Below are 21,548 nucleotides of genomic sequence, written 5' to 3' on the forward strand. Positions count from 1 at the left end.
ACCTGACCTTGCGCGCATCACAGCCTTCTAAAAAATTGCATGGACTGTGCCGTGGTCTAATAAATGGCAACGGTGTTCACCCCGTGTAAAACCAAGGAAATCTGGGTGCTGTTCTTTAGCATAGCGTTCGCAACCACGTCCCGCCGCTTCGCCTGAAGATCGGGACGTGGTTTTTTCGGTTCGCTCGGCGCTTATGCCCTATCACGAAACAAAAGATTGGCATGATAGTAAAGATTATTTGACATCAGCTGCCGCAATCCTTGCGGCAGTACACCTGAGCCGTCAGCAGAAAGGATCTTGCATGTGCGGTTTTGTCGGTTTTACCGGTACAGATGAACAGAGTGAGCTGGTTCTCACGGCCATGATGAATCGCATCATCCACCGTGGTCCCGATATGGGCGGCCAGCATATCGTCGACAACGTTGCCCTTGGCTTCCGTCGTCTTTCGATTCTCGATCTTTCCGAAGCTGGAGCCCAGCCCATGTCGAGCGACGACGGCAAGGTCACGATTGTCTTCAACGGAGAGATCTACAACTTCCAGGAGCTTCGCGCCGAGCTGGAGGCGGCCGGCTACGCCTTCCACTGCAACGCTGATACCGAAGTCCTGGTACACGGTTACGAGGAGTGGGGCGAGGACCTGGTCAACCGTCTGCGCGGCATGTACGCGTTCGTGATTCACGACCAGAACAAGAACAAACTCTTTGGTGCTCGTGACATCTTTGGTATCAAGCCGTTCTATTACTACCAGGCATCCGATGGCTCGCTGCTGTTTGGCTCCGAGATCAAGAGCTTCCTGGACCATCCCAAGTTTGAGAAGGCTGTCAACCACGACGCGCTGCGCCCCTACCTGACGCTGCAATTCCCCGCCACGGAGGAGACCTTCTTTAAGGGCGTGTTCAAGCTTGCCCCGGCGCATTGCTTTACGTATGACCTGACGACCAACACCATGGACATCAAGCGTTACTGGAGCTGTGACTTCACCGACGACAACTCCAAGACCTTCGAGGAGTACGTGGACGAGTGCGACAAGGTCGTGCACGAAAGCGTCGCTGCGCACCGAATCGCCGATGTTAAGGTGGGCTCGTTCCTTTCTGGCGGTGTGGACTCCAGCTACATTGCCGCCTGTCTCATGCCCGACACCACGTATTCTGTCGGCTTCGATTACAAGAACTTCAACGAGACCAACTACGCCGCCGAGCTTTCCGACAAGCTGGGCATCAAGAACGTGCGCAAGATGATTACCGCCGACGAGTTCTTTGATGCACTGCCCGATATCCAGTACCACATGGACGAGCCGCAATCGAACCTGTCCAGCGTGCCGCTGTACTATCTGGCGCAGATGGCTTCCAAGGAGGTCACCGTCGTCCTTTCGGGCGAGGGTGCCGACGAGCTGTTTGCCGGCTATGAGTGGTACGAGGACACCCCCGAGATGCGCACTTTTAAGAAGCGCGTGCCGCTCGGCATACGTCGCGCCCTGGGCTCACTCGTTCAGCATCTCCCCTACTTTAAGGGTCACAACTTCCTGACGAAATGCGCCGAGGTTCCCGAGCGCTGGTATGTGGGTCAGGCAAAGGTGTTCGATCCCTCCGAAGTCGACGAGGTGCTCAAGCCCGCTTATGACACCGGCAAGAACGCCGCCGAGATGTGCGCCGAGTACTACAAGCAGGTTCCCAACTGCTGCGAGCTTTCCAAGAAACAGTATCTGGATATGAACATGTGGCTACCGGGCGACATTCTGCTCAAGGCCGACAAGATGTGCATGGCGCATTCTCTGGAGCTTCGCGTCCCGTTTCTGGACAAGAAGGTCATGGAGTTTGCCGAGCACATTCCCGCCAACTACCGTGTTAACGAAGAAGGCTGCAAGCTCGTTCTGCGTCACGCTGCCAACCGCACGCTGCCCGACGAGTGGGCAACGCGCAAGAAGGTGGGCTTCCCCGTACCGGTCAAGTTCTGGCTGCGCGAGCAAAAGTACTACGACTACGTAAAGGAATACTTCACCGCACCGTGGGCTGCTGATTTCTTTGACACCGATGCGCTCATGAAACTGCTCGACGATCACTTTGAGGGTCGCGCGCTCAACCAGCGCAAGATCTATACCACGCTGACGTTCCTCATCTGGTACAAGCGTTTCTTTATCGACGAGAACAAGGGCACCGAAGTCGCCGCTTAGATTTCGTTATGAATTAGCGGTGAACAGCACGGGGTTTCCGCTATACTCAGTCCCTGCGGGCGATTGGCGCAACGGTTAGCGCAGGTGCTTTACACGCACAAGGCTGGGGGTTCGAATCCCTCATCGCCCACCATTGAATTGTTAGGCCTCCAGCGATGGAGGCCTTTCTTTTTGGCTCTGTTAGACCAAGGTTGACATAAAAACGATGTCACCGCGAGGCGGTACCCTTCAATTAACGTCGAAGGAGCGCCCATGGATGCAGACGACCTGGTCATCACCCTCAAGAAGAGCCTGGCGAAGCTCAGCAGGACCGAGCGCCGTAAAGCCGTCGAGTTGGTCGGGGACGTCGTCCGCGCCGCCATGTTCGACGATGCGGCGGGAGATGGCCATGAGGTAGAGCGCTGCCCCCGTTGCGGCTCGGTCGCTATCGTCAAGAAGGGCAAGTCCAGGAACGGCGAGCAGCGCTACCTCTGCCGCGACTGCGGCAGGACGTTCTCCGGCTCCACCGACCGGATCCTCGGCGCGAGCAAGTTGCCCCGCGAGACCTGGATGGCCTACGCCGAGTGCTTCGCCCTCATGCTCCCTCTCCGCGAGTGCGCCGGCCGCTGCGGTGTCTGCCTCAAGACCGCCTGGACCATGCGCCACAGGCTCATCGAGTGCCTGAGGGAATACTCGCCCACGTTCCATGTGGGGCAGGGGCAGGCTTGCGAGCTCGACGAGACGTACTTCCCCGAGTCCTTCAAGGGCAACCATTCAAAGGGCTCCTTCACCCTGCCGAGGAAGGCTCGCCACCGCGGCAAGCAGGTCCATAGGCGCGGCCTCTCCCGCGAGCAGATCTGCGTCATGACGGGCGTCAGCGACACGGACGCCACCTTCTTCGAGGTCTCGGGCCGCGGCGTTGTCTCGCGCAGGCGTGCGGCGGAGGCCCTTCGCGACCGCATCGGCGCGGGCGCGGTCGTCGCCACGGACAAGGCGGCCGCATACATCGACGTGCTGCGCGACCTGAAGGTCGCCTCGCATGAATCCTATGATTCCAAGGACCGTTCGGAGGGCACCATCAACCGCATCAACGCCGTCCATTCGCTCCTCGGCTCGTTCATGGCCCGCTTCAGGGGAGTGTCCACCAAGCACCTGGGGGCCTACCTCGACTGGTTCCGCTGGTGCCGCACCTTCATGGCGGCGGGCTCGCGCGCGGCGGAGTCCACGGTCGCCCGCCAGCTCGCCAACGGCTCCTGCTCGACCCGCGTCCGCGGCATGTTCGGCCTCGAGCCTCCCCTCATGGACTACTGGGACGGGCGGGCGGCCTAGCGAATTAAAATGGTGGCCACGGAGCAGCGACCGCGGAAGGAGCGGCAATGACATCGAACGTCCCGGCCACCACGATAAGAATCGATCCCGAGGTCAAAAGGGAGGCCGTGGCCGTGCTCGACGAGCTCGGGCTCTCCATGTCGGGCGCCATGAACATATTCCTCAGGGCGGTGGTCCGCGAGGGCGGCCTGCCCTTCGACGTCAGGCTGGGATCTTCGGGGAAGGCTGACGGGGAGGGCGCGGACCGCGATGGGCGGGGATAGCCCGATTATTTTCCGGTTCGGCGAACAGCCGATCGTGTCAAATTTGGTCTAACAGAGCCTTCTTTTTTGGGCCCGGTGCATGGGATTCGAACCCGCAAGGGTGCGGAGCTGAGGAAACGCGAAGCGTTTTCCAGCGCAGCACGCGAGGAGCGAAGCGACGAAGCGGGGCTCGGGCGGCGCCAGCCGCACGCGGACATCCCTCATCGCCCACCACTGAATTGTTAGGCCTCCAGCGATGGAGGCCTTTCTTTTTTGGGCCCGGTGCATGGGATTCGAACCCGCAAGGGTGCGGAGCTGAGGAAACGCGAAGCGTTTTCCAGCGCAGCACGCGAGGAGCGAAGCGACGAAGCGGGGCTCGGGCGGCGAAATGGACCCTTGGCGAATACCCGTGTGCAAAAAATGCCAAATATGAGTACTGCTACCTTTTTAGTAGCAGCGTTTTCGAAGTCATAAAAGGCAAATCCGGCATTAGAACGACGATCGATAGTCCAGTTAAGCCAATTTGCCAACTACAAAACTGGACATATGTGGCCCAACTCATCTAAAAGTGCCTAATTTATATGTTACGAAGTTAGTGCCCGTACTCATATTTGCCACTTTTTGCACACGGCCTATCCCAGCCATGGTAAATCGATAGCAAAACGGGCTCCAGTTCGCCCAATCGTGCGCCAAACGGCACGTGACAGCCTGAAACCCGCTCCAAATTGCTATGTCTGATGGCGCTAAGCCAAAACGTCCGACAGAATCTCGATCAGGTTGTCCACGTCGGCCTCTTCGCACACGAGCGGCGGAAGGAAGCGCAGCGTATGTGCGCCTGTAGCGTTGATCACGGCACCAGCCCCCAATGCACGGGCTACAACGTCGTGTGCATCACCCGCGGCATCATCCAAATCGCAGCCGAGCATCAGGCCGCGACCGCGCACCTCTACCACATGCGGAAGCTTAGCCAGCGCCTGCTCCATATAGGCGCCAACCTTGGCAGCATGCTCGGCATAATCGCCGTGCACAAGCGCGGAGAGCGTCGCGGCACATGCCGCGATGGCCAAGCAGCTACCGCCAAAGGTCGAGCCGTGGTCACCCGGCTTAAACACGTCGGCGATCTCCTTCTTTGCCACCACGGCACCCATGGGCACGCCATCGGCAATGCCCTTGGCAAGGCTCATAATGTCGGGCTCCACGCCATAGGTCTGGAATGCAAACGGCTTGCCGGAGCGGAAGATGCCACACTGGACCTCGTCGGCGATAAGAACGGCGCCCACCTCGTGTGCCAAGTCGCGCGCCGCCGCCATAAACTCCTCGGTCATGGGGTGCACGCCGCTCTCGCCCTGAATCGGCTCGAGCATGACGGCGCAGACCTCGCTTCCCAGCTGCTTAAAGATCGAACGCAGTTCGTCGACATCGTTGGGCGTACAGGCCACAAAGCCACCCGGCAGCGGACGGAAACTGTCCTGTAGCCGATCCTGCATGGTGGCGGCAATGGTCTCGAGCGTACGGCCGTGGAAGCCGCCACGCATGCATACGATGGTGTTGCCGCCGTTACTAGCACGCTTGGCGTACAGACGCGCGAGCTTCATCGAGCCCTCGTTGGCTTCGGCACCAGAATTGGCAAAGAACGTCTCCCACACCTGCTCGTCCGCAGCCGGGGCACCGAGCGCAGCGGCCGTGGTCTCATCGCCGGCGGCAATGGCATCGGCCAGCACGCACGCACCATCTACGTCGTCGTTGGCAAGCTTGGACAGCAGCGCCGCGACCTGTCCACGCTGCTCGATGTAGAAGTAGTTAGACACATGCAGAAGCTTTTTGGTCTGAGCCTCGAGCGCCGAGAGCACTGCCGGATTGCCGTGGCCAAGGCTGCACACACCGATACCAGCGAGAAAGTCGAGATACTCACGACCATCGTCACCGATGAGCTTCATACCGTGACCTTCGACAAACTCTACCGGCGAGCGACCAAAGGTATGCATAACGTAATGGGATTCGAGTGATTGCTGAGTTGCAAGTGACATGAGATGCCTTTCGTTGGGCGCCGTACGGCGCAGGGCTATGGGTGCAGGGACGCGACGACCGCGGGTCGGCTAGACCGTCTGGAGCTTCTCGACCTCGTCGAGGTTCTCGGTCAGACGCGCCGCAAACGTCGAAAGCGGATGCGGATGCGTATCGAACTCGTAGGCCGTCTCGGTGGAGTGGATCACGGTACCGACGCCAGCATCGGTCAGCAACTCCAGCAGCAGCGAGTGCGGCGTCGTGCCGTTGATGATGTGGGCTCGGAACACGCCAGCAGCAAGCGCATCAACGGCGGCGCGCAGCTTGGGAATCATACCCTTGTCGACTTCTCCGCCGTAGAGCATCTCGTTGACCTCGTCGAGCGTCAGGTTGGAGATAAGCGAGTCCTTGTCGCTAAAATCCTTGTACAGGCCGTCGACATCGGTCAAAAAAATCGCCTTATGCGCGTGAAGCGCCGCCGCAACGGCACCGGCAGCGGTGTCGGCATTGATGTTGAAGAATCCGCCGTCCTCCCCTGCCGCGACGGTAGCGATGACGGGGATGTACTCGCTATCGAGCAAGCGCTCGATATAGTCGGTGTTGACGTGCGTCACTTTGCCCACGCGACCGAGCTCGGGGTCGAGCGGCTCGGCGATGAGCGTGCCAGCATCGCTACCCGACACGCCTACGGCCAAATTGCCGTGGTGGTTGATGGCAGCGACCAGCTCCTGGTTAACCTTGCCGCCCAGCACCTCGCGCACGATATCCAAGGTCGCCGGCGTAGTCACGCGCTGGCCGTTCTTAAACTCGACGGGAATATCGTAATGGCTCAACGCCTCGTTGATGGCCTTGCCGCCGCCATGCACGATGACGGGGCGCGTGCCGATAATCTTGAGCAAAACGATGTCGCTCATCACGTCGCGGCGCAGTTGCTCATCGACCATGGCGGCTCCGCCATATTTGATAACGACCGTCTTGCCGGTCAGGTTTTTAATCCACGGCAGCGCTTCGAACAGCAGCTGCGCGGTTGCTTCGTTGGATTCGCTCGAACGACAGTCGCGTGCGAATTTCATAATCTGCCTCATCTTTCGTATCGTTATCACGCCGTGCTTCGCTGTCCGCAATGCGGCAAGATGCGCAGCGTGCCTGGAATCTAGGAACGGTAGTCGCCGTTGATGGAGATGTACTCGTGCGTGAGGTCGCAGGTCCACACGGTCGTTGCCGCATCGCCTGCGCCCAGGTCGGCCGAGATCACGATCTCGGGCGCCTCAAAACGTCGCAGAGCCTCGTCCTCGTCAAAGGGAACGGTCAGACCATCGCGACAGACGGGCATGCCCATCATGTCGATGGAAACGTCTTCCTGATTAAACTTCACGCCGCACTTGCCAAGCGCCATGGCGACGCGGCCCCAGTTGCAGTCGTGGCCGGCGATGCAGGTCTTGACGAGCGGCGAATTGGCGACGGCGCGGGCGGCGATATCGGCTTCCTCGTCGTTGGCGGCACCGGCAACGTTAACCGTCACGAGCTTTGACGCACCCTCGCCATCGGCCGCGATGTTGCGCGCCAGGCTCTCGCACACCTCGTGCACGGCAAAGGCCAACTCGTCAAAGGCGTCAGTGCCCTCGGCGATGGCCTCGGCATCTGCGGCAGCAGCGCCGGAAGCGAGCATAATGCAGGTGTCGTTGGTCGAGGTATCGGAATCGACCGTCACCTTATTAAAGGTCTGCTTAACGGTCGAGAGCAACAGGGTGTGGAGCGCCGCCGGCTCGACGGGAGCATCGGTAGTAATGACCGCGATCATGGTGGCCATATTGGGCATGATCATGCCCGAGCCCTTGCACATGCCGCCCACCGTATAGGCGTTGCCCGCATGGCCCGCAGCCTCACTGCGGTAGCGAACGGCATACTCCTTGGAGTGTGTATCGGTCGTCATGATGGCACGGGCTGCATCGGCACCGCCATGGGCAGAGAGCGCCTCGTAGGCGGACGGAACGGCCGTCTCAAACGTATCGATCGGCAGAATCTGTCCAATCACACCCGTGGAGGCAACCAGGATCTGCTGGGGTTCACAGCCGATGACCTGCGACGCGATGTTGCACGTCTCGCGCGCACAGGCCAGGCCGGTCTCGCCCGTGGCGGCGTTCGCGTTGCCGGAGTTGATTGAAACACCGGCGACGATTCCATAGCCCTTGTCCGCACCGCCCAGGTTGGCACGACTCACCTGCACGGGCGCCGCGCAAAAGCGGTTGGTCGTAAACACGCCGGCGCCGGGACAGGGCTTATCGGGCACGACGAGCGCATAGTCCAAGCGCTCGGGATTCTTCCGGAATCCCGCATGAATGCCTGCGGCCTTAAAGCCGGCAGCCGCCGTAACGCCACCCTCGACGGCGCGAATCTTGATATCAATCAGGTCGGTATTCATCGTCCCCTACGACTCCTTATATCAGACAAAAAAAGCGGGCATCGGCTGGCACGCCATACCGGTCGAAACTACTAGACCAGCTTAAAAGTGGCGCCCAACTCGATACCCGACTACCAAATCGCTAACAATCGAATGTGCTACACCGGGCACGCCACTGTGGGCAAGCCTCGTCGCTCGTCAAAGCCAAAAACGATGTTGGCGCACTGGACCGCCTGTCCCGCAGCACCCTTGCACAGATTGTCGATAGCACCCGTCGCCACCAGCACGCCCGCGCGCTTGTTGAGCGCAAGACCGATCTGGGCAGCATTGGTGCCGACGACCGAAGCCGTCTTGGGCTGCTGGCCGGCATCGAGCACGCGCACAAAGGTGCGACCGGCGTAGAACTTCTTGTAATGGTCGACGACGTCCTCAAGGGCCAACGCGTCGAGAGCCTGCGGCGCGAGCGGCATCGTCACCGTGGAAAGCAGGCCGCGCTTGAGCGGTGCCAAGTGCGGAGTAAAGACGACGCGATCGGTCAGGTCCAGGATCTGCTCAATCTCGGGCGTATGGCGATGTTTGCCTACGCCATAGGCCTCCAGGTTCTCGTCCGCGCTACAAAAATGGGTGCGAGCGTTGCAGGACTTACCGGCGCCCGTCACGCCACTAATGGCATCGACGATTACGGGGCCGTTCTCTGCCACCCAGCCCGCACGCACGGCAGGAGCGGCAGCAAGGCTCGTTGCGGTGGGATAGCAACCGGCGCAGGCGACCAGCACGGGTTTGCCGTCGGCATGGTCGGATGCGGCGGTCTCCAAGTCCCGGCAGAATAGCTCGGGCAGGCCAAAGGCACGGGTCTTGAGCAGCTCGGGGCTCGTATGCTCGGCGGCATACCACGTCTCAAAGACGGACGCGTCGTTCAGGCGGTAGTCGGCCGAAAGATCAAAGCAGGAGACGCCCGATGCAAGCAGCGCGGGCACCTGTGCCATGGCAGCCGTGTGCGGCACGGCAAGAAAAACCGCATCGCAGCTCTTGAGCTCGGGGGCGTCATGCGTGGTGAAAACCAGATCGCTCACGCCAGCAAAGCTCGGATACACCGCGGACAGCGGCTGGCCGGCATCGGCGTTGGACGTAATGGCAACAAGTTCAAACTCGGGATGGCCGAGTACGAGGCGAATGAGCTCGGCTCCGGCATATCCAGCCGCGCCGACGATTCCAACCTTCAAAGACATATCAGACTCCTTGTCTGCGATTTATGCACCGATGCGCATTTCGCAGCGGTCGTTATGAATTAGGTTGAAACTTTAGCACCAAAAGATGCATGAATACGTAAATAGCTTGCATGTTCATGCATTGAAACATTCCCGACATATTCGCTTGAAGGAATTGACAAATAGAGCGGGTCCCGTGTTGCCCGGCACCGTAAGGAGTGCCGGTCAACACGGGACCCGCCCATGCGAAAACTAAGTTGTTAGGATGAGCCAGCTGGCTAGAGCTCGACCGGCACCCATTCGTCGTGATTGCAGATAAAAGCCTCGGGATCCTCGACGCTAAAGAAGACGAGCGTGGGGTCGTTAGGCCCCTCATAGTGCTCGCTCAAGCGCTCAAGGTGTTTCCATCCGGCCTCGCGCATTTCGCTCGAAGCCCGGTCTTCCAGTCCCGCACGCCCGCGCAGGATCAACCAACCATGGCCCGGCCACCAACTCGTGGCCTCAAAGCGCTGGTTTTGCAGCAGCTCCTGCCACACATCTTTGGTGCGCGCCGTCACAAACCACAGCTTGCCGTCCTGAATCTGTGCAAACGAGAACGGACGCACATGCGGCTGCCCGTCCACGCTCGTCGCCAGATACCACGCCGGCACCGACGTCAGATACTCCAGCACCGTATTCAATCCGTCCACGTTTCCTCCTGTCACCTGACCAGTCTTTTTGGAATGGGTAGTCAATTTGGGGAATTAGAGCTCGAGGCGCTCTTCGCTGCCGTCGATATCGCAGAACCGCGCGGCGATGTTGCGGACCGAGAAGAACGCAAGGCGGCCGTCGTTGGCACTATCGTGTTGCTCGCCAATGCCCACCATGTGCTTAAAGCCCGCCTGGCGCACCTTGTCGCTCACGACTGCATCGTCCTCGAGCGCGGCCTCACCGGTTAACACGATCCAGCACTCCCCCGGCTTCCAGCCCGATACCTCAAACTTGGGATTCGCGCTCAACTCCGCCCACACGTCCTTGTCGCGCGACGTGCAAAACCACAGCTTGCCGTCATCGACCATGGCAAACGAAAACGGCCTCACGCGAGGCTGATGCCCGTCGCTCGTATCGGTCGTGGCAAGATACCACGCCGGAATGCGCCTGAGATACGAGCAGACGCGCTCGAGCTGAGCCGTGCGATCGATGTCGGTCATAGAGACCCCTTTTTTGCGCTCGAATCGAGCTTAGACGAGTTGAAGATTGATAACGACAACGCATATCACCAGCAGCGCCATCGCCACCGCGGCCAGTGCATCCCCGCGGCCAAACGTAAGCGCATGCAGACGCGTGCGCCCCCGCTCACCGTGATAACAGCGCGCATCCATGGCGGCCGAAAGCGTCTCGGCATGACGGAACACGCCGGTGAACAGCGGAATCGCCACACTGCCGAGCATGCGCACGCCGCCGAGCGGACCGCCCGTCACGCGCGCGCCGCGACTTGCCTGTGCATCGGCCGTCTGTTTCATCTCGGTGGCAAATTGCGGCATAAACCGCAGCGCGATACCCATAATCATGCCGAGCTCGTGCGCCGGAAGCCCCACGCGCGCAAATGGTGCGAGCAGGCGCTCAAAACCCGCGGTGAGGTCGAGCGTCGGCGTGGTGAGTGTAATGGCGCTCATGCCGGCCATCATCAGGGTCAGACGGCACGCCATAAACGCCGCAGAACGCAGCGAGCCCTCGCTCACCTGCAAAAAGCCAAGCTGCCACAGGGTGCGGCCACTCTGGTCGGAAAACAGGTTGAGTACCGCGACCACTACGACAATCGCCAGCAGTGGTGCCATCGATGATAGGACCCGGCGCAACGGCACTCGGGCTGCGACATAGACCAGCACGACAAACATTGCGACCGGAACCAACCCGCGGAAGATTCCGACAGTGAGCACGGTGATCAGAAATGCGAAACCTAGGAGCAGCTTAGTGCGCGGATCCAGGCGATGCACCGCGCTATCCCCGGGATAGTAGCTGCCAAATGAGAACGCCTCCATTAGCAGCCCTCCTCTCGCGTGGGCGCCGTGGAACCGGCCTGACACGGAACCCTCAAAGGCACGTCCGCGCAGCCCAGCAGCAAGCCGGCCAGCTCGTCGGCCAGCGCCTCAACCGTATAAAGCTTGTCGCAGCAGAGCGGCACACCGGCTTGCGCGAGCGCCAGCGCCATGCGCTGGGCGGCAGGAACGCCCAGGCCGATCGACTTGAGCTCGTTCGCGTGCGCAAAAACCTGCACGGGCGTTCCCTCGGCAAACACCGCGCCCTCGTTCATCACAACAATACGGTCACAACAATTTGCCAGGTCATCCATGCTGTGCGAAACCATGACAACGGTCAGGCCCTCGCGATGGAGTCGACTGATGAGCCCAAGAAAATCCCTGCGCGCAACCGGATCGAGCCCCGCCATGGGCTCGTCGAGCACCAGCACCTCGGGCTCCATGGCGAGCACGCCGGCAAACGCCACGCGGCGCTGCTGGCCGCCCGAAAGCTCAAAGGGGCTCTTGTCGCCTATTGCGGCAAGGTCAAGTCCCACGCGCACAAGCGATGACGCGACACGGCGCGCAACCTCGTCTTGCGGCAGGCCAAGGTTGCGCGGGCCAAACGCCACGTCCTGCGCCACGGTCTCTGCAAATAGCTGACGCTCGGGATACTGAAACACCACGCCGACCTTGGCCTTAACCGCGGCGGCGTGTTTCTTGTTTGATAGGTCGAGCCCCAGCGCGCAAACGCTTCCCTCCTGCGGACGAATCAACCCGTTGAGATGCTGAACCAACGTCGATTTACCCGAGCCGGTATGACCCGCCAGGCCCAGAAACTCGCCGCGGCGCACCGTCAGCGAAACATCACGTAGCGCCCAGGGGCTGTTTGGATCGTTGCCCCAAAGAGCCTGTTTGCTCGATGCGTCCGCAGTGGTCGAGCGCTTGCGCCATCGACGGCGCTCGCGGGCGCTCAGCGAGTAACTATGCGAGAGGTGCGAAATCTCGATAACGAGCTCCGACGCGGCTATCCCGTCGGCCGCAGAGGATCCATTGTCAAGCACATGGGAATCGGATGCGGAAGGCTGCCCTGCGATGTTCGTCCCGCTCCGCTCGGCATAAGCCTGTGCAATCTCGGCGACCATATCTGCCTCGCGCACCTGCGCGCAAACGGAAACGCCCTTCTCACGAAGTGCCCTACCTAGGCAGCACGACGCCGGCATATCCAGGTTGAGCTGCGCAAGTTCGTCCGCCCGCGTCAAGATTTCCTCGGGCGTACCGAGCATGGCAACGCGGCCCGCTTGGAAGACAGCAACGCGATCGGCCTCGGCGGCCTCTTCCATAAAGTGCGTAATCATCACGATGGTCATGCCGCGATCGTGCAACGCGCGGCAAGCCTTCATGAGGCCCTTGCGTCCACGCGGATCGAGCATCGAGGAAGCCTCGTCCAATATGAGCACGCGCGGCTCCATGGCGAGCACGCCGGCAAGCGCCACGCGCTGCTTTTGGCCGCCCGAAAGCGCATGGGTCTCGTGACGCTCAAAGCCCACCAGGCCCACACCCTTCAGCGCCTCGCGTACGCGCTGCGCAATTTGTGCCGACGGCACGCCAAGGTTTTCGGGACCAAACGCAACGTCATCTTCGACAAGCGTTGCCACCAGCTGGTCATCGGGATTCTGGAATACCATGCCCGCAGTCGAGCGGATGTCGTAGACCAGCTCGGGGTCGGACGCATCCATGCCGTTGACGCATACCGTACCCGCATCGGGCCGCAACAGTGCATTCAGATGCTTGGCAAACGTCGACTTGCCCGACCCATTGCCACCGAGGATGCAGAAAAACTCGCCATCCTCGATGTTCAGATCGACGCCGTCGAGTGCCGGTGCGGCACCGTCATAGCTAAAGGAAACGCCCCGACACTCAATCATGCGCGACCTTTGACCTGGTCCTTTTTAGGCGTGATGAGGTTGGAGACCGCCTTGTACACCGCAAGCGTCAACACCGAGTTGAGCACGGTCTTGATGAGGTTGAACGGCAGCACCGCAGGAATCATGAGCGGGGCGATCACATCGACCGAGCCATACCAGAACCATACGCCAATGGTAAGATTTGCGACCATAGACAACGCCGTAGCGGCAATAACGCCGAGCACCAGGCCAATCACGGCACCCTTATAGGTATGCATCTTCTGGTAGACGATAGCCGCGGGCAGAATGTAGCCCAGCGTGGCAACCAGATTCATAAGCGCGCCGACCCAGTCACCCGTAGTGAGCGCATGGATAACGATCGCCATGGCTGCAACAGCGGTACCAGCACCGGGGCCATACGCAAATCCGCACACCATCGCCGGCACCAGCGACGGGTCATACGTCAAAAATGGCGCCGAAGGAAGAATGGGCAGCTGCACGTACATAAACAGGGCGCCCAAGGCGCACATCAACGCCATGGTAACGAGCTGTTTGGTGCTCCACCTATTCGTGTTCTCAAAATGGATATGCTGCGACTGTTCAGACATAAGATCACCTGCCTCTTTCATCCGGACTCTAACCGTTGGTACTGGGATCTCACCAGTTCAGCCGGCATGCGAACCAACGCATGCACGGGTCGCGGACTCATCGGCTCGGTCGCAGACGCCTCGTCTGCGCCACGGCACCCCTTTGGCACCGCCCGATTTACCGCCAGTGGGGAATTTCACCCCGCCCTGAAACAGCAATTGCAAGTGTAGCACGGGCAGGTTTTCGCGCAAGTATGCCGAGGGTAATTTATGGTGGGGATCAGTTGCCGCAACAACCACGTTCCCCACCCATCCCAAAGTAGCGCGCCTTTCGCGGCAAAGCCGCGAAACAGCGACCGGGACATGTATCCCCATCAGCCACGATCTCCGTCCACGCCGACCTCAAGGCCGTAAACACAGGGGATCCGGGGGCGTGACGGGGCTTCTCTCCGGAACATTCCGCAGGACGCAAAGAGGCTCCGCAGCGCGAAGCGCGAAGCGGAGCCTCTTTGCATGTCCGAGGACGTTCCGGAGAGAAGCCCCGTCACGCCCCCGGATTCCCGGTGGGAGTTCTAGACCTTGTCGGCCTTAGTACATACCGCCGCCCTGCTGACCAGCGGTGGCAGCAGCGATAGCGTCCTCAAGCTGAGTATTCTTGGGCACATCGGAGACGGTAGCCTCGGTGATGAGGATCAGGCTGGCGACGGAAGCAGCGTTCTGCAGGGTGACGCGGCTGACCTTGACGGGGTCGAGGACGCCCATCTCGATCATGTCGCCCCACTCGCCGTTGGCAGAGTTGAGACCCTGGCCGGCGGGCAGCTCGGCAACCTTGTCGACCACGACAGCGCCCTCAAAGCCAGCGTTCTTGGCGATGGTAGCGACCGGAGCGGTCAGAGCCTTCTTGACGATGTCGACGCCGATCTTCTCCTCGGGGTCGTCGATCTCGACAGCATCGAGCGCAGGAACAGCGTCCATGAAGGCGACGCCGCCACCGGCGACAATGCCCTCCTCGACAGCAGCTCGGGTTGCCTGCAGGGCATCCTCGACGCGATGCTTGATCTCCTTGAGCTCGGACTCGGTAGCAGCGCCAACCTTGATGACGGCAACGCCACCGGAGAGCTTGGCCAGGCGCTCCTGGAGCTTCTCGCGGTCGAAGTCAGAGGTGGTGTTCTCCATCTCGCCCTTGATCTGAGCGATGCGGGCGTCGATGGCCTCCTTGGAACCAGCGCCGCCAACGACGACGGTGTTGTCCTTGGAGATGGTGACGGACTTAGCGGTACCGAGCATATCGGCGGTGATGTCAGCGACCTTCACGCCCAGCTCGTCCAGAGCGGCCTGGCCACCGGTAAGGACGGCGATGTCCTCGAGGATGCGCTTGCGGCGATCGCCGTAGCCCGGAGCCTTGACGGCGCAGACGCTGAGAGCGCCACGGATCTTGTTGAGGACCAGGGTGGGCAGGGCCTCGCCGTCGATGTCCTCAGCGATGATGAGCAGGCCACGGCCGGCGCGCTGGACAGCCTCGAGAACAGGCATGATGTCCTGAACGCTGGAGATCTTCTGGTCGGTGATGAGGATGTACGGATCCTTCATCACGGCCTCCATGCGGTCGTTATCCGTGACGAAGTAAGCGGAGACATAGCCCTTGTCGAACTGCATGCCCTCGACGGTGTCGATGGTGATGTCGAACGTCTGGGAATCCTCGACGGTGATGACGCCGTCCTTGCCCACGACCTCCATGGCCTCGGCGATCTTCTCGCCGACCTCGGGGTCACCGGCGGAGATGGTACCGACGGAAGCAATCTGCTCCTTGGTCTCGACCGGCTTGGCCTGCTTCTTCATCTCGGCGACGGCGGCGTTGACGGCCTTGTCGATGCCGCGACGGATGGCCAGCGGGTTGGCGCCAGCGGCGACGTTGCGCAGACCGTCGTTGACGATGGCCTGAGCGAGCAGGGTTGCGGTGGTGGTGCCGTCACCCACGGTGTCGTTGGTCTTGGTGGCGACCTCCTTCACCAGCTGGGCGCCCATGTTCTCGATGTTGTCCTCGAGCTCGATCTCCTTAGCGACGGAAACGCCGTCGTTGGTGATGGTCGGGGCACCGAACGTGCGCTGCAGCGCAACGTAGCGGCCCTTGGGGCCCATGGTGACGGTAACGGCGTCGGCCAGGGTGTTGACGCCCTTGGCGAGCTTAGCGCGGGCATCGGTGTTGAACGTAATGTTCTTTGCCATAGTGGGTAATCCTCCAAAAGAAATGTGACTCGCGTCGCCGCTTCCGAGTCCTATGCGACGAGCGCGTTCAAAGACGAATCAGAGATTCTGACGAGACTAGGCCTCGACGACAGCGTAGATGTCATCGGCGCGCATGAGCAGATACTTCTCGCCGTCGACCTTAACCTCGTTGCCACCGAACTTACCGTAGATGACAACGTCACCGACCTTGACGTCCATGGGAATGCGCTCACCCTTGTCGTTGACCTTGCCGGCGCCAACGGCAACAATGGTGCCGCGCTGCGGCTTCTCCTGAGCGTTGCTGGCGATATACAGACCAGAAGCGGTCTTCTGCTCGGCCTCGTCGGGCTTGACCAGAACACGATCTGCAAGCGGCTTCAAAGACGACATGCTTGTCTCCTCCTTTTTGGGCCGCGCGGTTATACCACGCGAATTAACCCTTTTTGTTTGCGTACGCGTTGAATGGTACCCACGAATGGCGGGTTATACAACACGGAGTCAAAAAATCTTATTTTTTGGCACTTAGATTTTCTGAATGCCGGGGGATAACTTAACGGTGGCTCCCGGGGCGGACCGGAGGGCATGAAGTTTGCTGCTCTACAGTCCTGCGCAAGACGGAAAGCACATTAAGTGCTTTCCTTTGCGTGCGGAACTCGCGACAAACTTCATGCCCTCCGGTCCGCCCTGGGAGCCAGGTTGACTAACTAGGGCCCGGCATTCAGAAAAGTCAGTGCAGCAAAATGGCGATGCGGATGGAATGCACAAGATAGGGGGCACGTTGTTGGGACGCGCTCTTTTAAGTTGCGGTGGAATAGTTCCTGTTTTTGGGCTTGAAGGCCGATTTTAGGGACTATTTCACCGCAACTGAGGGGTGGGATGTGGGGTTAGCGCTCGTAAATCAAGTTGCCTGCCAGGTAGGTGGCTTGGACTTTGGTGGCTTGAAGTTCTTGGGGATCAACGGTGAGCGGGTTTTGGTCCAGGACTACCAGGTCGGCGTACTTGCCAGGCTCCAAGCTACCGAGGTTTTGCTCGTCGCCCGCTGCATAGGCGCTGCCCAAGGTGTAGTTGCGCAGAGCCGTTGCTGCATCGATGCGCTCGCTCGGCAACCAGCCGCCCTCGGGCCAGTGGCTTTTGGGGTCCTGGCGCGTGATAGCCGTGTAGAGCACGTTCATGCTGGTAACGGGCGTGATAGGGCTGTCGGTACCGAAGGCTTGGCGAATGCCGCGCTGCTTATAGGTTGCGAACGGCCACATGATGCGGCTGCGCTCCAGGCCCAGATCGCGCTCCGGTCCACCCGGGTCGAGTGTAATGTGGCAGGGCTGGCTCGAAGCAACCACGTTGAGCTTGCGCAGGCGGTCGATGTCCTCGGGCAGAAGGTTCTCCAGGTGCTCGAGCGTGTTATGGCCGTGCTGGGGCAGGCCGTACAGGTCGGCTGCTTCCTCGAAGATATCCAGCGCGGCATGAATCGCACCGTCACCAATAACGTGGATGCGCACGGTGTGACCGCGCTCCGCAGCCGCCAGAACCAATTTTCGCATGCGCTCAGCCGGGACTGTCAGACGGCCCTGGTCGCCCGGGAAGCGCGGATTGGTATAGGGCTCGGTGAGATATGCCGTGTGTTCACTCGACACGCCATCGAAAAACTGCTTAAAACCCGGCGCCGAAAGCAGCGCGTTGTTCGCATAACGTACCTGGAGCTCTTCTAGACGCGACTGGTCATCCAACAGCGTGGGGAACAGATGGGCACGAATGCCCAGCTTGCCGGCTGTCTGCAGTTTGTCGTAGACGTCGTCGCGGATAAAATCGCAGCCTGGCATGGGCATGAGCGACATATCGCAGATCGAGGTGATGCCCTGCTCGGCCATGCGCCTCATTTGATCGGCGTAAGCGCTTGCGATGCGATCTTCGCCCAGCCACTCAAGGCAGCGCGGCAACAACTGCATGGCAGCCGCTTCGTGAGCAATGCCCGTAAGCTCGCCGCTTGCGTCCTTGTCGTAGCTGCCGCCCGCTGGCGGCTCGCTGTCGCGCGTGACGCCGAGCGCCTCGAGTGCGCGGCTGTTGAGCCAAAGCGTGTGCCCGTCGCCCGAATACATAACGCAGGGACGATCGGGGAATGCCGCATCGAGCGACGCCTTGGTAGGATGCTCGGGCGGGTCCCAACGGTAGTCGCGCCAGCCCTGCGTCACAACCCAGGCGTCATCGGGCAGGTCCTGGGAAAACTCGAGCGCATGTTGTACCAGTGCCGCCTCGGACGTGCCCATATCCATGAGCATGTACGGCGAGGAGCCGACCGAGGTATGGAAGAAGTGCAGATGCGCATCATGGAAACCGGGGCAGACAAACTGCTCGCCGTAATCGACCACCGGCGTGGCGGCAGGTGCGGCGGCAATTACGTCATCGGGCGCACCGACTGCGACGATGCGGTCGCCCGCGATGGCAATCGCCAGCTCGCGGGCGGAATCGATGCCGTCTTGCGCGGTAAAGACGTTCTTGGAGCGAATAATCCGATCGATATGTTGCATGGGCATCCCCATCTCTGGCAGGAAATTCAACACCCCCGAGTGTACTCCCCCGCCTCGGTTACAAAATGCCAAGCGGCAAACGGCAGCTTTACCAGCCCTAGCGGCAGGTGGCATACTGGAGAGAGCCTGTACGATTTTGCGATCGAGCCAACAAGGAGCAAATCGACCATGACGAAGACCAAGGCACAGCAGATTATGGCGGCAACCGAGGTTCGCGCGGCAGACGACGTCACCGCGGCCATCCAGGATATCGCCGCCGAGTTTGAACCCTACATCATCAAGCAGCGCCGGCACTTCCATAAGCACCCGGAGCTGAGCCTTGCCGAGGAGCGCACGACTTCCGACATCGCCAACCAGCTCGACGCCATGAATATCCCCTACGAGCGTCCCCTTAAGACGGGCCTGGTGGCGACCCTTCGCGGCACCGCGCCCGACGCCTATCGCGAGGACGGCACGCCGCGCCGCCGCATCCTGCTGCGTGCGGATATCGACGCCCTGCCCGTCACCGAGCAGACCGGCGAGGATTTCTCCAGCGTCAACGAGGGCTGCATGCACGCCTGCGGCCACGACTGCCACATCGCCATGATGCTCGGCACGCTGCAGATCCTGCGCCATATGACAGACGACATCCACGGCGAGGTCCGCATCGTCTTCCAGCCCAGTGAGGAAAACGGCCAAGGCGCCAAACTCATGATCGGCACGGGCGTGCTCGACGGCGTCGATGGCGCCTACGCCGCGCACATCTGGAGCGAGGTCGACGCCGGCACCGTAAGCTGCGAGCCCGGCCCGCGCATGGCCAATACCGACTGGTTCCGCATCGATGTCCGCGGTACCTCGTGCCACGGCGCCATGCCCCAGCGCGGCCACGACGCCGTTATGGTTGCCGCCGAGATTGTCAACGCCCTGCAGACCATCGTCTCGCGCGAGATCAGCCCCTACGAGCCGGCCGTCATCACCGTCGGCGAGCTGCACGGCGGCACCGCGCGCAACGTTATCGCCGGCACGGCCTACCTCGCCGGCACGGTGCGCACCTACGGCGATTCGACCCACGAGGAAATGCCGGAGCTCATGCGCCGCATCGTGGAGCATACCGCGGCCGCCTTGGGCGCCGAGGCAGAGCTCACCGACTACACCATCGCCAACTACAAGGTCGAAAACGACGCCGCCTCGAGCGAGCGCTGCCGTCAGGCTGTAATCAAGTGCCTGGGCCCCACCGGCCAAGGCCATTATCGCGGCACGCTTTCGGGCGAGGATTTTTCGGAGTACCTGCGTCGCGTACCGGGCGTGCTCGCCTTTGTAGGTACGCGCAACCCCAAGATTGGCGCCACGTACGCCCAACATTCCTGCTTCTACAAGATCGACGAGACCGTGCTGGCAAAGGGCTCCATGGTGGCCGCCCAGTATGCTATCGACTTTTTGGCCGAGCCCACGCAAGAGGAGCTCGACGGCCCCGCGATTACCGCGGTCGCCGAAACCAACCCCGATCTGGCCGCCAAACTGCGTTCTGCCAAGGCAACGGCCGCTGAGGCGCGCGACGCCATGCACGATGCCCGCACCGCCCGCCATGCTGCGATTAAGGGCATCCATGATGCACGGGCTGCCGCTCGCAACGAAGAAAAGCATAACGCGTAACCTGCACGATTCTTTAAACACCCATTCAAAATAATGAGAGGGCGGATGTTGGAACGAGCATCCGCCCTCTCATTATTTGTCAAACGCTATTTCTACCATTTCAACCCTGCCCCCAAATGGCAGAGCCAGCGTGGGGGTTCGAGGTGGATGATATCGGTGGGAACTCCGGCGGGAGCGTGACCACCAAAGAGCAGGCCCGCGTCTGCCGGGCTGATAAGGCGCACGATCCATACGGCGACGACCAGCACGCACAACATGGTGACCGCAATGTCGATACCACGCTTTAGCTTGCTCGATGCCACCTCCTCGCGCACGAACGCGAGCACGAACGCAAACGGTACCACCCAAAACAGCGGATGGTAGGCAAAGGCCGCCGCAAAATCGAGGCGCAGTGCCGCCAGCCACGCCCTCGTCATACCGCATCCCGGACAAGGAATGCCCGTCATCAATCGAAAAATGCAGCCGATGTCGAGCAGGTAGAGCGCGAGCCAGGCAACAAAGAGCGCGCCGGTGCAAGAAAGGGCGCGGCGAAGGAGCTCCGCCGTGCCCTTATGTCCCTGGGAGCTGTTCACGCCGCCCTTATTGTTAGGCATGAGCGCCAAGACGGATGTTGTAAGCCGTTGCCATGGCATTGGTATTCTTGATGATGATGTTCATGGCAAAGATGGGGCCAAGGCCGCACAGCAGCACGCCGATGATCTGCCACAGAAGAACGGTGGTGCCGTTTTCCTGGAACACCAGGCCGTAGCGAGGAGCGTTGGCCTGCAGGCGGTTGCCAATCTTGTAATACCAGTAGTACGCGTAGAAGCCGCAGGTCACAAACGACAGCAGGATGAATGCCGCCAGACCCGGCGTGGAATCGCCGTCATCCTGGCACATGACATTGATGTCGCGGGCCAAGCAATACAGGAAGTAGAACGAATAGATACCGCAGGTCACAAGAGAGAGCAGCAGCCAGCCGATCAGGCTGCGGTCAGCCTTGACGGGGCCATAGTCCATCGGAGCGGATGCGGACTGTTGGGCGTATTGACCGGTGTACTGCTGCTGAGGCTGGGGCGCGGGCTGAATAGCCTGGGCCGGAGCGGGCTGGGGCTGCGGGGCCGCAGCGGCAGAAGCGGCACCAACGGCGGATCCGCAAACAGGGCAGAATTTGGCATCATCCGAAATGGGAGAACCACAAGTGGGACAGAACATGAGCCTCTCCTTTTCCTAAGGCGTCGCACGCCTTCAAACCTTACACGTCTACGTTCTCAACAATAGCCGCGACGTTGTTGCGCAACATTGACCAATTTCCGAGAAAATTTGCTGCAACCGTTTTCCCAGGCATTTTCTTGCTTTCGCAGT

At 60.7% G+C, this 21,548-nt stretch carries 18 protein-coding genes, 1 tRNA gene and 1 riboswitch; of the genes, 5 read left to right on the forward strand and 14 right to left on the reverse strand.

All coding sequences use genetic code 11. The annotated features are described in order from the left end of the window. Nucleotides 1–301: 301 nt before the first annotated feature. The 4 genes from asnB (at nucleotide 302) to ACGHEN_RS08755 (ending at nucleotide 3,741) form a co-directional block, all read left to right on the forward strand. Entirely contained in the window at nucleotides 302–2,170 is a 1,869-nt protein-coding gene (asnB, locus tag ACGHEN_RS08740) for an asparagine synthase (glutamine-hydrolyzing) (protein ID WP_390398811.1), read from the forward strand. 57 nt (nucleotides 2,171–2,227) lie between these two features. Further along, nucleotides 2,228–2,303, forward strand: a tRNA-Val gene (locus ACGHEN_RS08745). 119 nt (nucleotides 2,304–2,422) lie between these two features. Next, nucleotides 2,423–3,478 (forward strand): IS1595 family transposase, encoded by a 1,056-nt coding sequence (locus tag ACGHEN_RS08750; RefSeq protein WP_390397795.1) that lies wholly within the window; start codon nucleotides 2,423–2,425, stop codon nucleotides 3,476–3,478. 47 nt (nucleotides 3,479–3,525) lie between these two features. Continuing rightward, nucleotides 3,526–3,741, forward strand: a complete 216-nt coding sequence (locus ACGHEN_RS08755; RefSeq protein WP_390397797.1) for a type II toxin-antitoxin system RelB/DinJ family antitoxin — start codon at nucleotides 3,526–3,528, stop codon at nucleotides 3,739–3,741. A gap of 722 nt (nucleotides 3,742–4,463) precedes the next feature. Here the strand turns inward: ACGHEN_RS08755 and ACGHEN_RS08760 are convergent. From ACGHEN_RS08760 to ACGHEN_RS08815, 12 genes are all read right to left on the reverse strand, one after another. After that, the gene (locus ACGHEN_RS08760) at nucleotides 4,464–5,747 is read right to left on the reverse strand and encodes an aspartate aminotransferase family protein (protein WP_390398812.1); all 1,284 of its coding nucleotides are present in this window, start codon (nucleotides 5,745–5,747) and stop codon (nucleotides 4,464–4,466) included. Nucleotides 5,748–5,816: 69 nt separating this feature from the next. After that, nucleotides 5,817–6,797, reverse strand: coding sequence for an acetylglutamate kinase (gene argB, locus ACGHEN_RS08765; RefSeq protein ID WP_390398813.1), 981 nt, complete (start codon nucleotides 6,795–6,797; stop codon nucleotides 5,817–5,819). An 80-nt stretch (nucleotides 6,798–6,877) separates the two neighbouring features. Then, nucleotides 6,878–8,146, reverse strand: a complete 1,269-nt coding sequence (gene argJ / locus ACGHEN_RS08770; protein WP_390398815.1) for a bifunctional glutamate N-acetyltransferase/amino-acid acetyltransferase ArgJ — start codon at nucleotides 8,144–8,146, stop codon at nucleotides 6,878–6,880. A 137-nt stretch (nucleotides 8,147–8,283) separates the two neighbouring features. Next, nucleotides 8,284–9,354 carry an N-acetyl-gamma-glutamyl-phosphate reductase gene (gene argC / locus ACGHEN_RS08775; protein WP_196025791.1) on the reverse strand — a complete coding sequence of 357 codons (1,071 nt, stop codon included), beginning with the start codon at nucleotides 9,352–9,354 and terminating at the stop codon, nucleotides 8,284–8,286. Nucleotides 9,355–9,611: 257 nt separating this feature from the next. After that, complete coding sequence (locus tag ACGHEN_RS08780) at nucleotides 9,612–10,022, reverse strand: pyridoxamine 5'-phosphate oxidase family protein (protein ID WP_055286773.1); 411 nt, start codon at nucleotides 10,020–10,022, stop codon at nucleotides 9,612–9,614. 54 nt (nucleotides 10,023–10,076) lie between these two features. Next, a complete protein-coding gene (locus ACGHEN_RS08785) occupies nucleotides 10,077–10,523 on the reverse strand; it encodes a pyridoxamine 5'-phosphate oxidase family protein (protein WP_390398818.1) in 447 nt (148 codons plus the stop codon). Nucleotides 10,524–10,553: 30 nt separating this feature from the next. Further along, nucleotides 10,554–11,354, reverse strand: coding sequence for an energy-coupling factor transporter transmembrane component T family protein (locus ACGHEN_RS08790; protein WP_390398820.1), 801 nt, complete (start codon nucleotides 11,352–11,354; stop codon nucleotides 10,554–10,556). Next, nucleotides 11,354–13,258 carry an energy-coupling factor transporter ATPase gene (locus ACGHEN_RS08795; RefSeq protein ID WP_390398823.1) on the reverse strand — a complete coding sequence of 635 codons (1,905 nt, stop codon included), beginning with the start codon at nucleotides 13,256–13,258 and terminating at the stop codon, nucleotides 11,354–11,356. The genes ACGHEN_RS08790 and ACGHEN_RS08795 overlap by 1 nt, the downstream gene beginning before the upstream one ends. Then, nucleotides 13,255–13,845 carry an ECF transporter S component gene (locus tag ACGHEN_RS08800; protein WP_055252299.1) on the reverse strand — a complete coding sequence of 197 codons (591 nt, stop codon included), beginning with the start codon at nucleotides 13,843–13,845 and terminating at the stop codon, nucleotides 13,255–13,257. Before ACGHEN_RS08800 ends, ACGHEN_RS08795 begins: the two co-directional genes overlap by 4 nt. Nucleotides 13,846–13,850: 5 nt before the next feature. Then, nucleotides 13,851–14,043: riboswitch (FMN riboswitch) on the reverse strand. Nucleotides 14,044–14,412: 369 nt separating this feature from the next. Continuing rightward, entirely contained in the window at nucleotides 14,413–16,050 is a 1,638-nt protein-coding gene (gene groL, locus ACGHEN_RS08805; protein WP_390398826.1) for a chaperonin GroEL, read from the reverse strand. Nucleotides 16,051–16,146: 96 nt separating this feature from the next. Then, nucleotides 16,147–16,440 (reverse strand): co-chaperone GroES, encoded by a 294-nt coding sequence (gene groES / locus ACGHEN_RS08810; RefSeq protein ID WP_022094351.1) that lies wholly within the window; start codon nucleotides 16,438–16,440, stop codon nucleotides 16,147–16,149. Nucleotides 16,441–16,934: 494 nt separating this feature from the next. Next, nucleotides 16,935–18,578 (reverse strand): amidohydrolase, encoded by a 1,644-nt coding sequence (locus ACGHEN_RS08815; RefSeq protein ID WP_390398829.1) that lies wholly within the window; start codon nucleotides 18,576–18,578, stop codon nucleotides 16,935–16,937. Nucleotides 18,579–18,740: 162 nt separating this feature from the next. On the opposite strand from ACGHEN_RS08815, the gene ACGHEN_RS08820 reads away from it, so the two are divergent. Next, nucleotides 18,741–20,204 carry a M20 family metallopeptidase gene (locus tag ACGHEN_RS08820; protein WP_390398831.1) on the forward strand — a complete coding sequence of 488 codons (1,464 nt, stop codon included), beginning with the start codon at nucleotides 18,741–18,743 and terminating at the stop codon, nucleotides 20,202–20,204. A 92-nt stretch (nucleotides 20,205–20,296) separates the two neighbouring features. On the opposite strand, the gene ACGHEN_RS08825 is transcribed toward ACGHEN_RS08820, so the two are convergent. Both ACGHEN_RS08825 and ACGHEN_RS08830 read right to left on the reverse strand, forming a co-directional pair. Then, nucleotides 20,297–20,797 (reverse strand): DUF2752 domain-containing protein, encoded by a 501-nt coding sequence (locus ACGHEN_RS08825; RefSeq protein ID WP_390398833.1) that lies wholly within the window; start codon nucleotides 20,795–20,797, stop codon nucleotides 20,297–20,299. After that, a complete protein-coding gene (locus tag ACGHEN_RS08830; protein WP_390398836.1) occupies nucleotides 20,790–21,398 on the reverse strand; it encodes a DUF4234 domain-containing protein in 609 nt (202 codons plus the stop codon). The genes ACGHEN_RS08825 and ACGHEN_RS08830 overlap by 8 nt, the downstream gene beginning before the upstream one ends. Between the last annotated feature and the right edge of the window lie 150 nt (nucleotides 21,399–21,548).

It is taken from the genome of Collinsella sp. i06-0019-1H4, assembly GCF_042849575.1.
GTDB lineage: Bacteria > Actinomycetota > Coriobacteriia > Coriobacteriales > Coriobacteriaceae > Collinsella.

Bases quoted from the DNA above. Each gene is read 5' to 3' on its own strand.
- asnB (WP_390398811.1), top strand. From the start codon at position 302: ATGTGCGGTTTTGTCGGTTTTACCGGTACAGATGAACAGAGTGAGCTG.
- ACGHEN_RS08750 (WP_390397795.1), top strand. From the start codon at position 2,423: ATGGATGCAGACGACCTGGTCATCACCCTCAAGAAGAGCCTGGCGAAG.
- ACGHEN_RS08755 (WP_390397797.1), top strand. From the start codon at position 3,526: ATGACATCGAACGTCCCGGCCACCACGATAAGAATCGATCCCGAGGTC.
- ACGHEN_RS08760 (WP_390398812.1), bottom strand. From the start codon at position 5,747: ATGTCACTTGCAACTCAGCAATCACTCGAATCCCATTACGTTATGCAT.
- argB (WP_390398813.1), bottom strand. From the start codon at position 6,797: ATGAAATTCGCACGCGACTGTCGTTCGAGCGAATCCAACGAAGCAACC.
- argJ (WP_390398815.1), bottom strand. From the start codon at position 8,146: ATGAATACCGACCTGATTGATATCAAGATTCGCGCCGTCGAGGGTGGC.
- argC (WP_196025791.1), bottom strand. From the start codon at position 9,354: ATGTCTTTGAAGGTTGGAATCGTCGGCGCGGCTGGATATGCCGGAGCC.
- ACGHEN_RS08785 (WP_390398818.1), bottom strand. From the start codon at position 10,523: ATGACCGACATCGATCGCACGGCTCAGCTCGAGCGCGTCTGCTCGTAT.
- ACGHEN_RS08790 (WP_390398820.1), bottom strand. From the start codon at position 11,354: ATGGAGGCGTTCTCATTTGGCAGCTACTATCCCGGGGATAGCGCGGTG.
- ACGHEN_RS08795 (WP_390398823.1), bottom strand. From the start codon at position 13,258: ATGATTGAGTGTCGGGGCGTTTCCTTTAGCTATGACGGTGCCGCACCG.
- ACGHEN_RS08800 (WP_055252299.1), bottom strand. From the start codon at position 13,845: ATGTCTGAACAGTCGCAGCATATCCATTTTGAGAACACGAATAGGTGG.
- groL (WP_390398826.1), bottom strand. From the start codon at position 16,050: ATGGCAAAGAACATTACGTTCAACACCGATGCCCGCGCTAAGCTCGCC.
- groES (WP_022094351.1), bottom strand. From the start codon at position 16,440: ATGTCGTCTTTGAAGCCGCTTGCAGATCGTGTTCTGGTCAAGCCCGAC.
- ACGHEN_RS08815 (WP_390398829.1), bottom strand. From the start codon at position 18,578: ATGCCCATGCAACATATCGATCGGATTATTCGCTCCAAGAACGTCTTT.
- ACGHEN_RS08820 (WP_390398831.1), top strand. From the start codon at position 18,741: ATGACGAAGACCAAGGCACAGCAGATTATGGCGGCAACCGAGGTTCGC.
- ACGHEN_RS08825 (WP_390398833.1), bottom strand. From the start codon at position 20,797: ATGCCTAACAATAAGGGCGGCGTGAACAGCTCCCAGGGACATAAGGGC.
- ACGHEN_RS08830 (WP_390398836.1), bottom strand. From the start codon at position 21,398: ATGTTCTGTCCCACTTGTGGTTCTCCCATTTCGGATGATGCCAAATTC.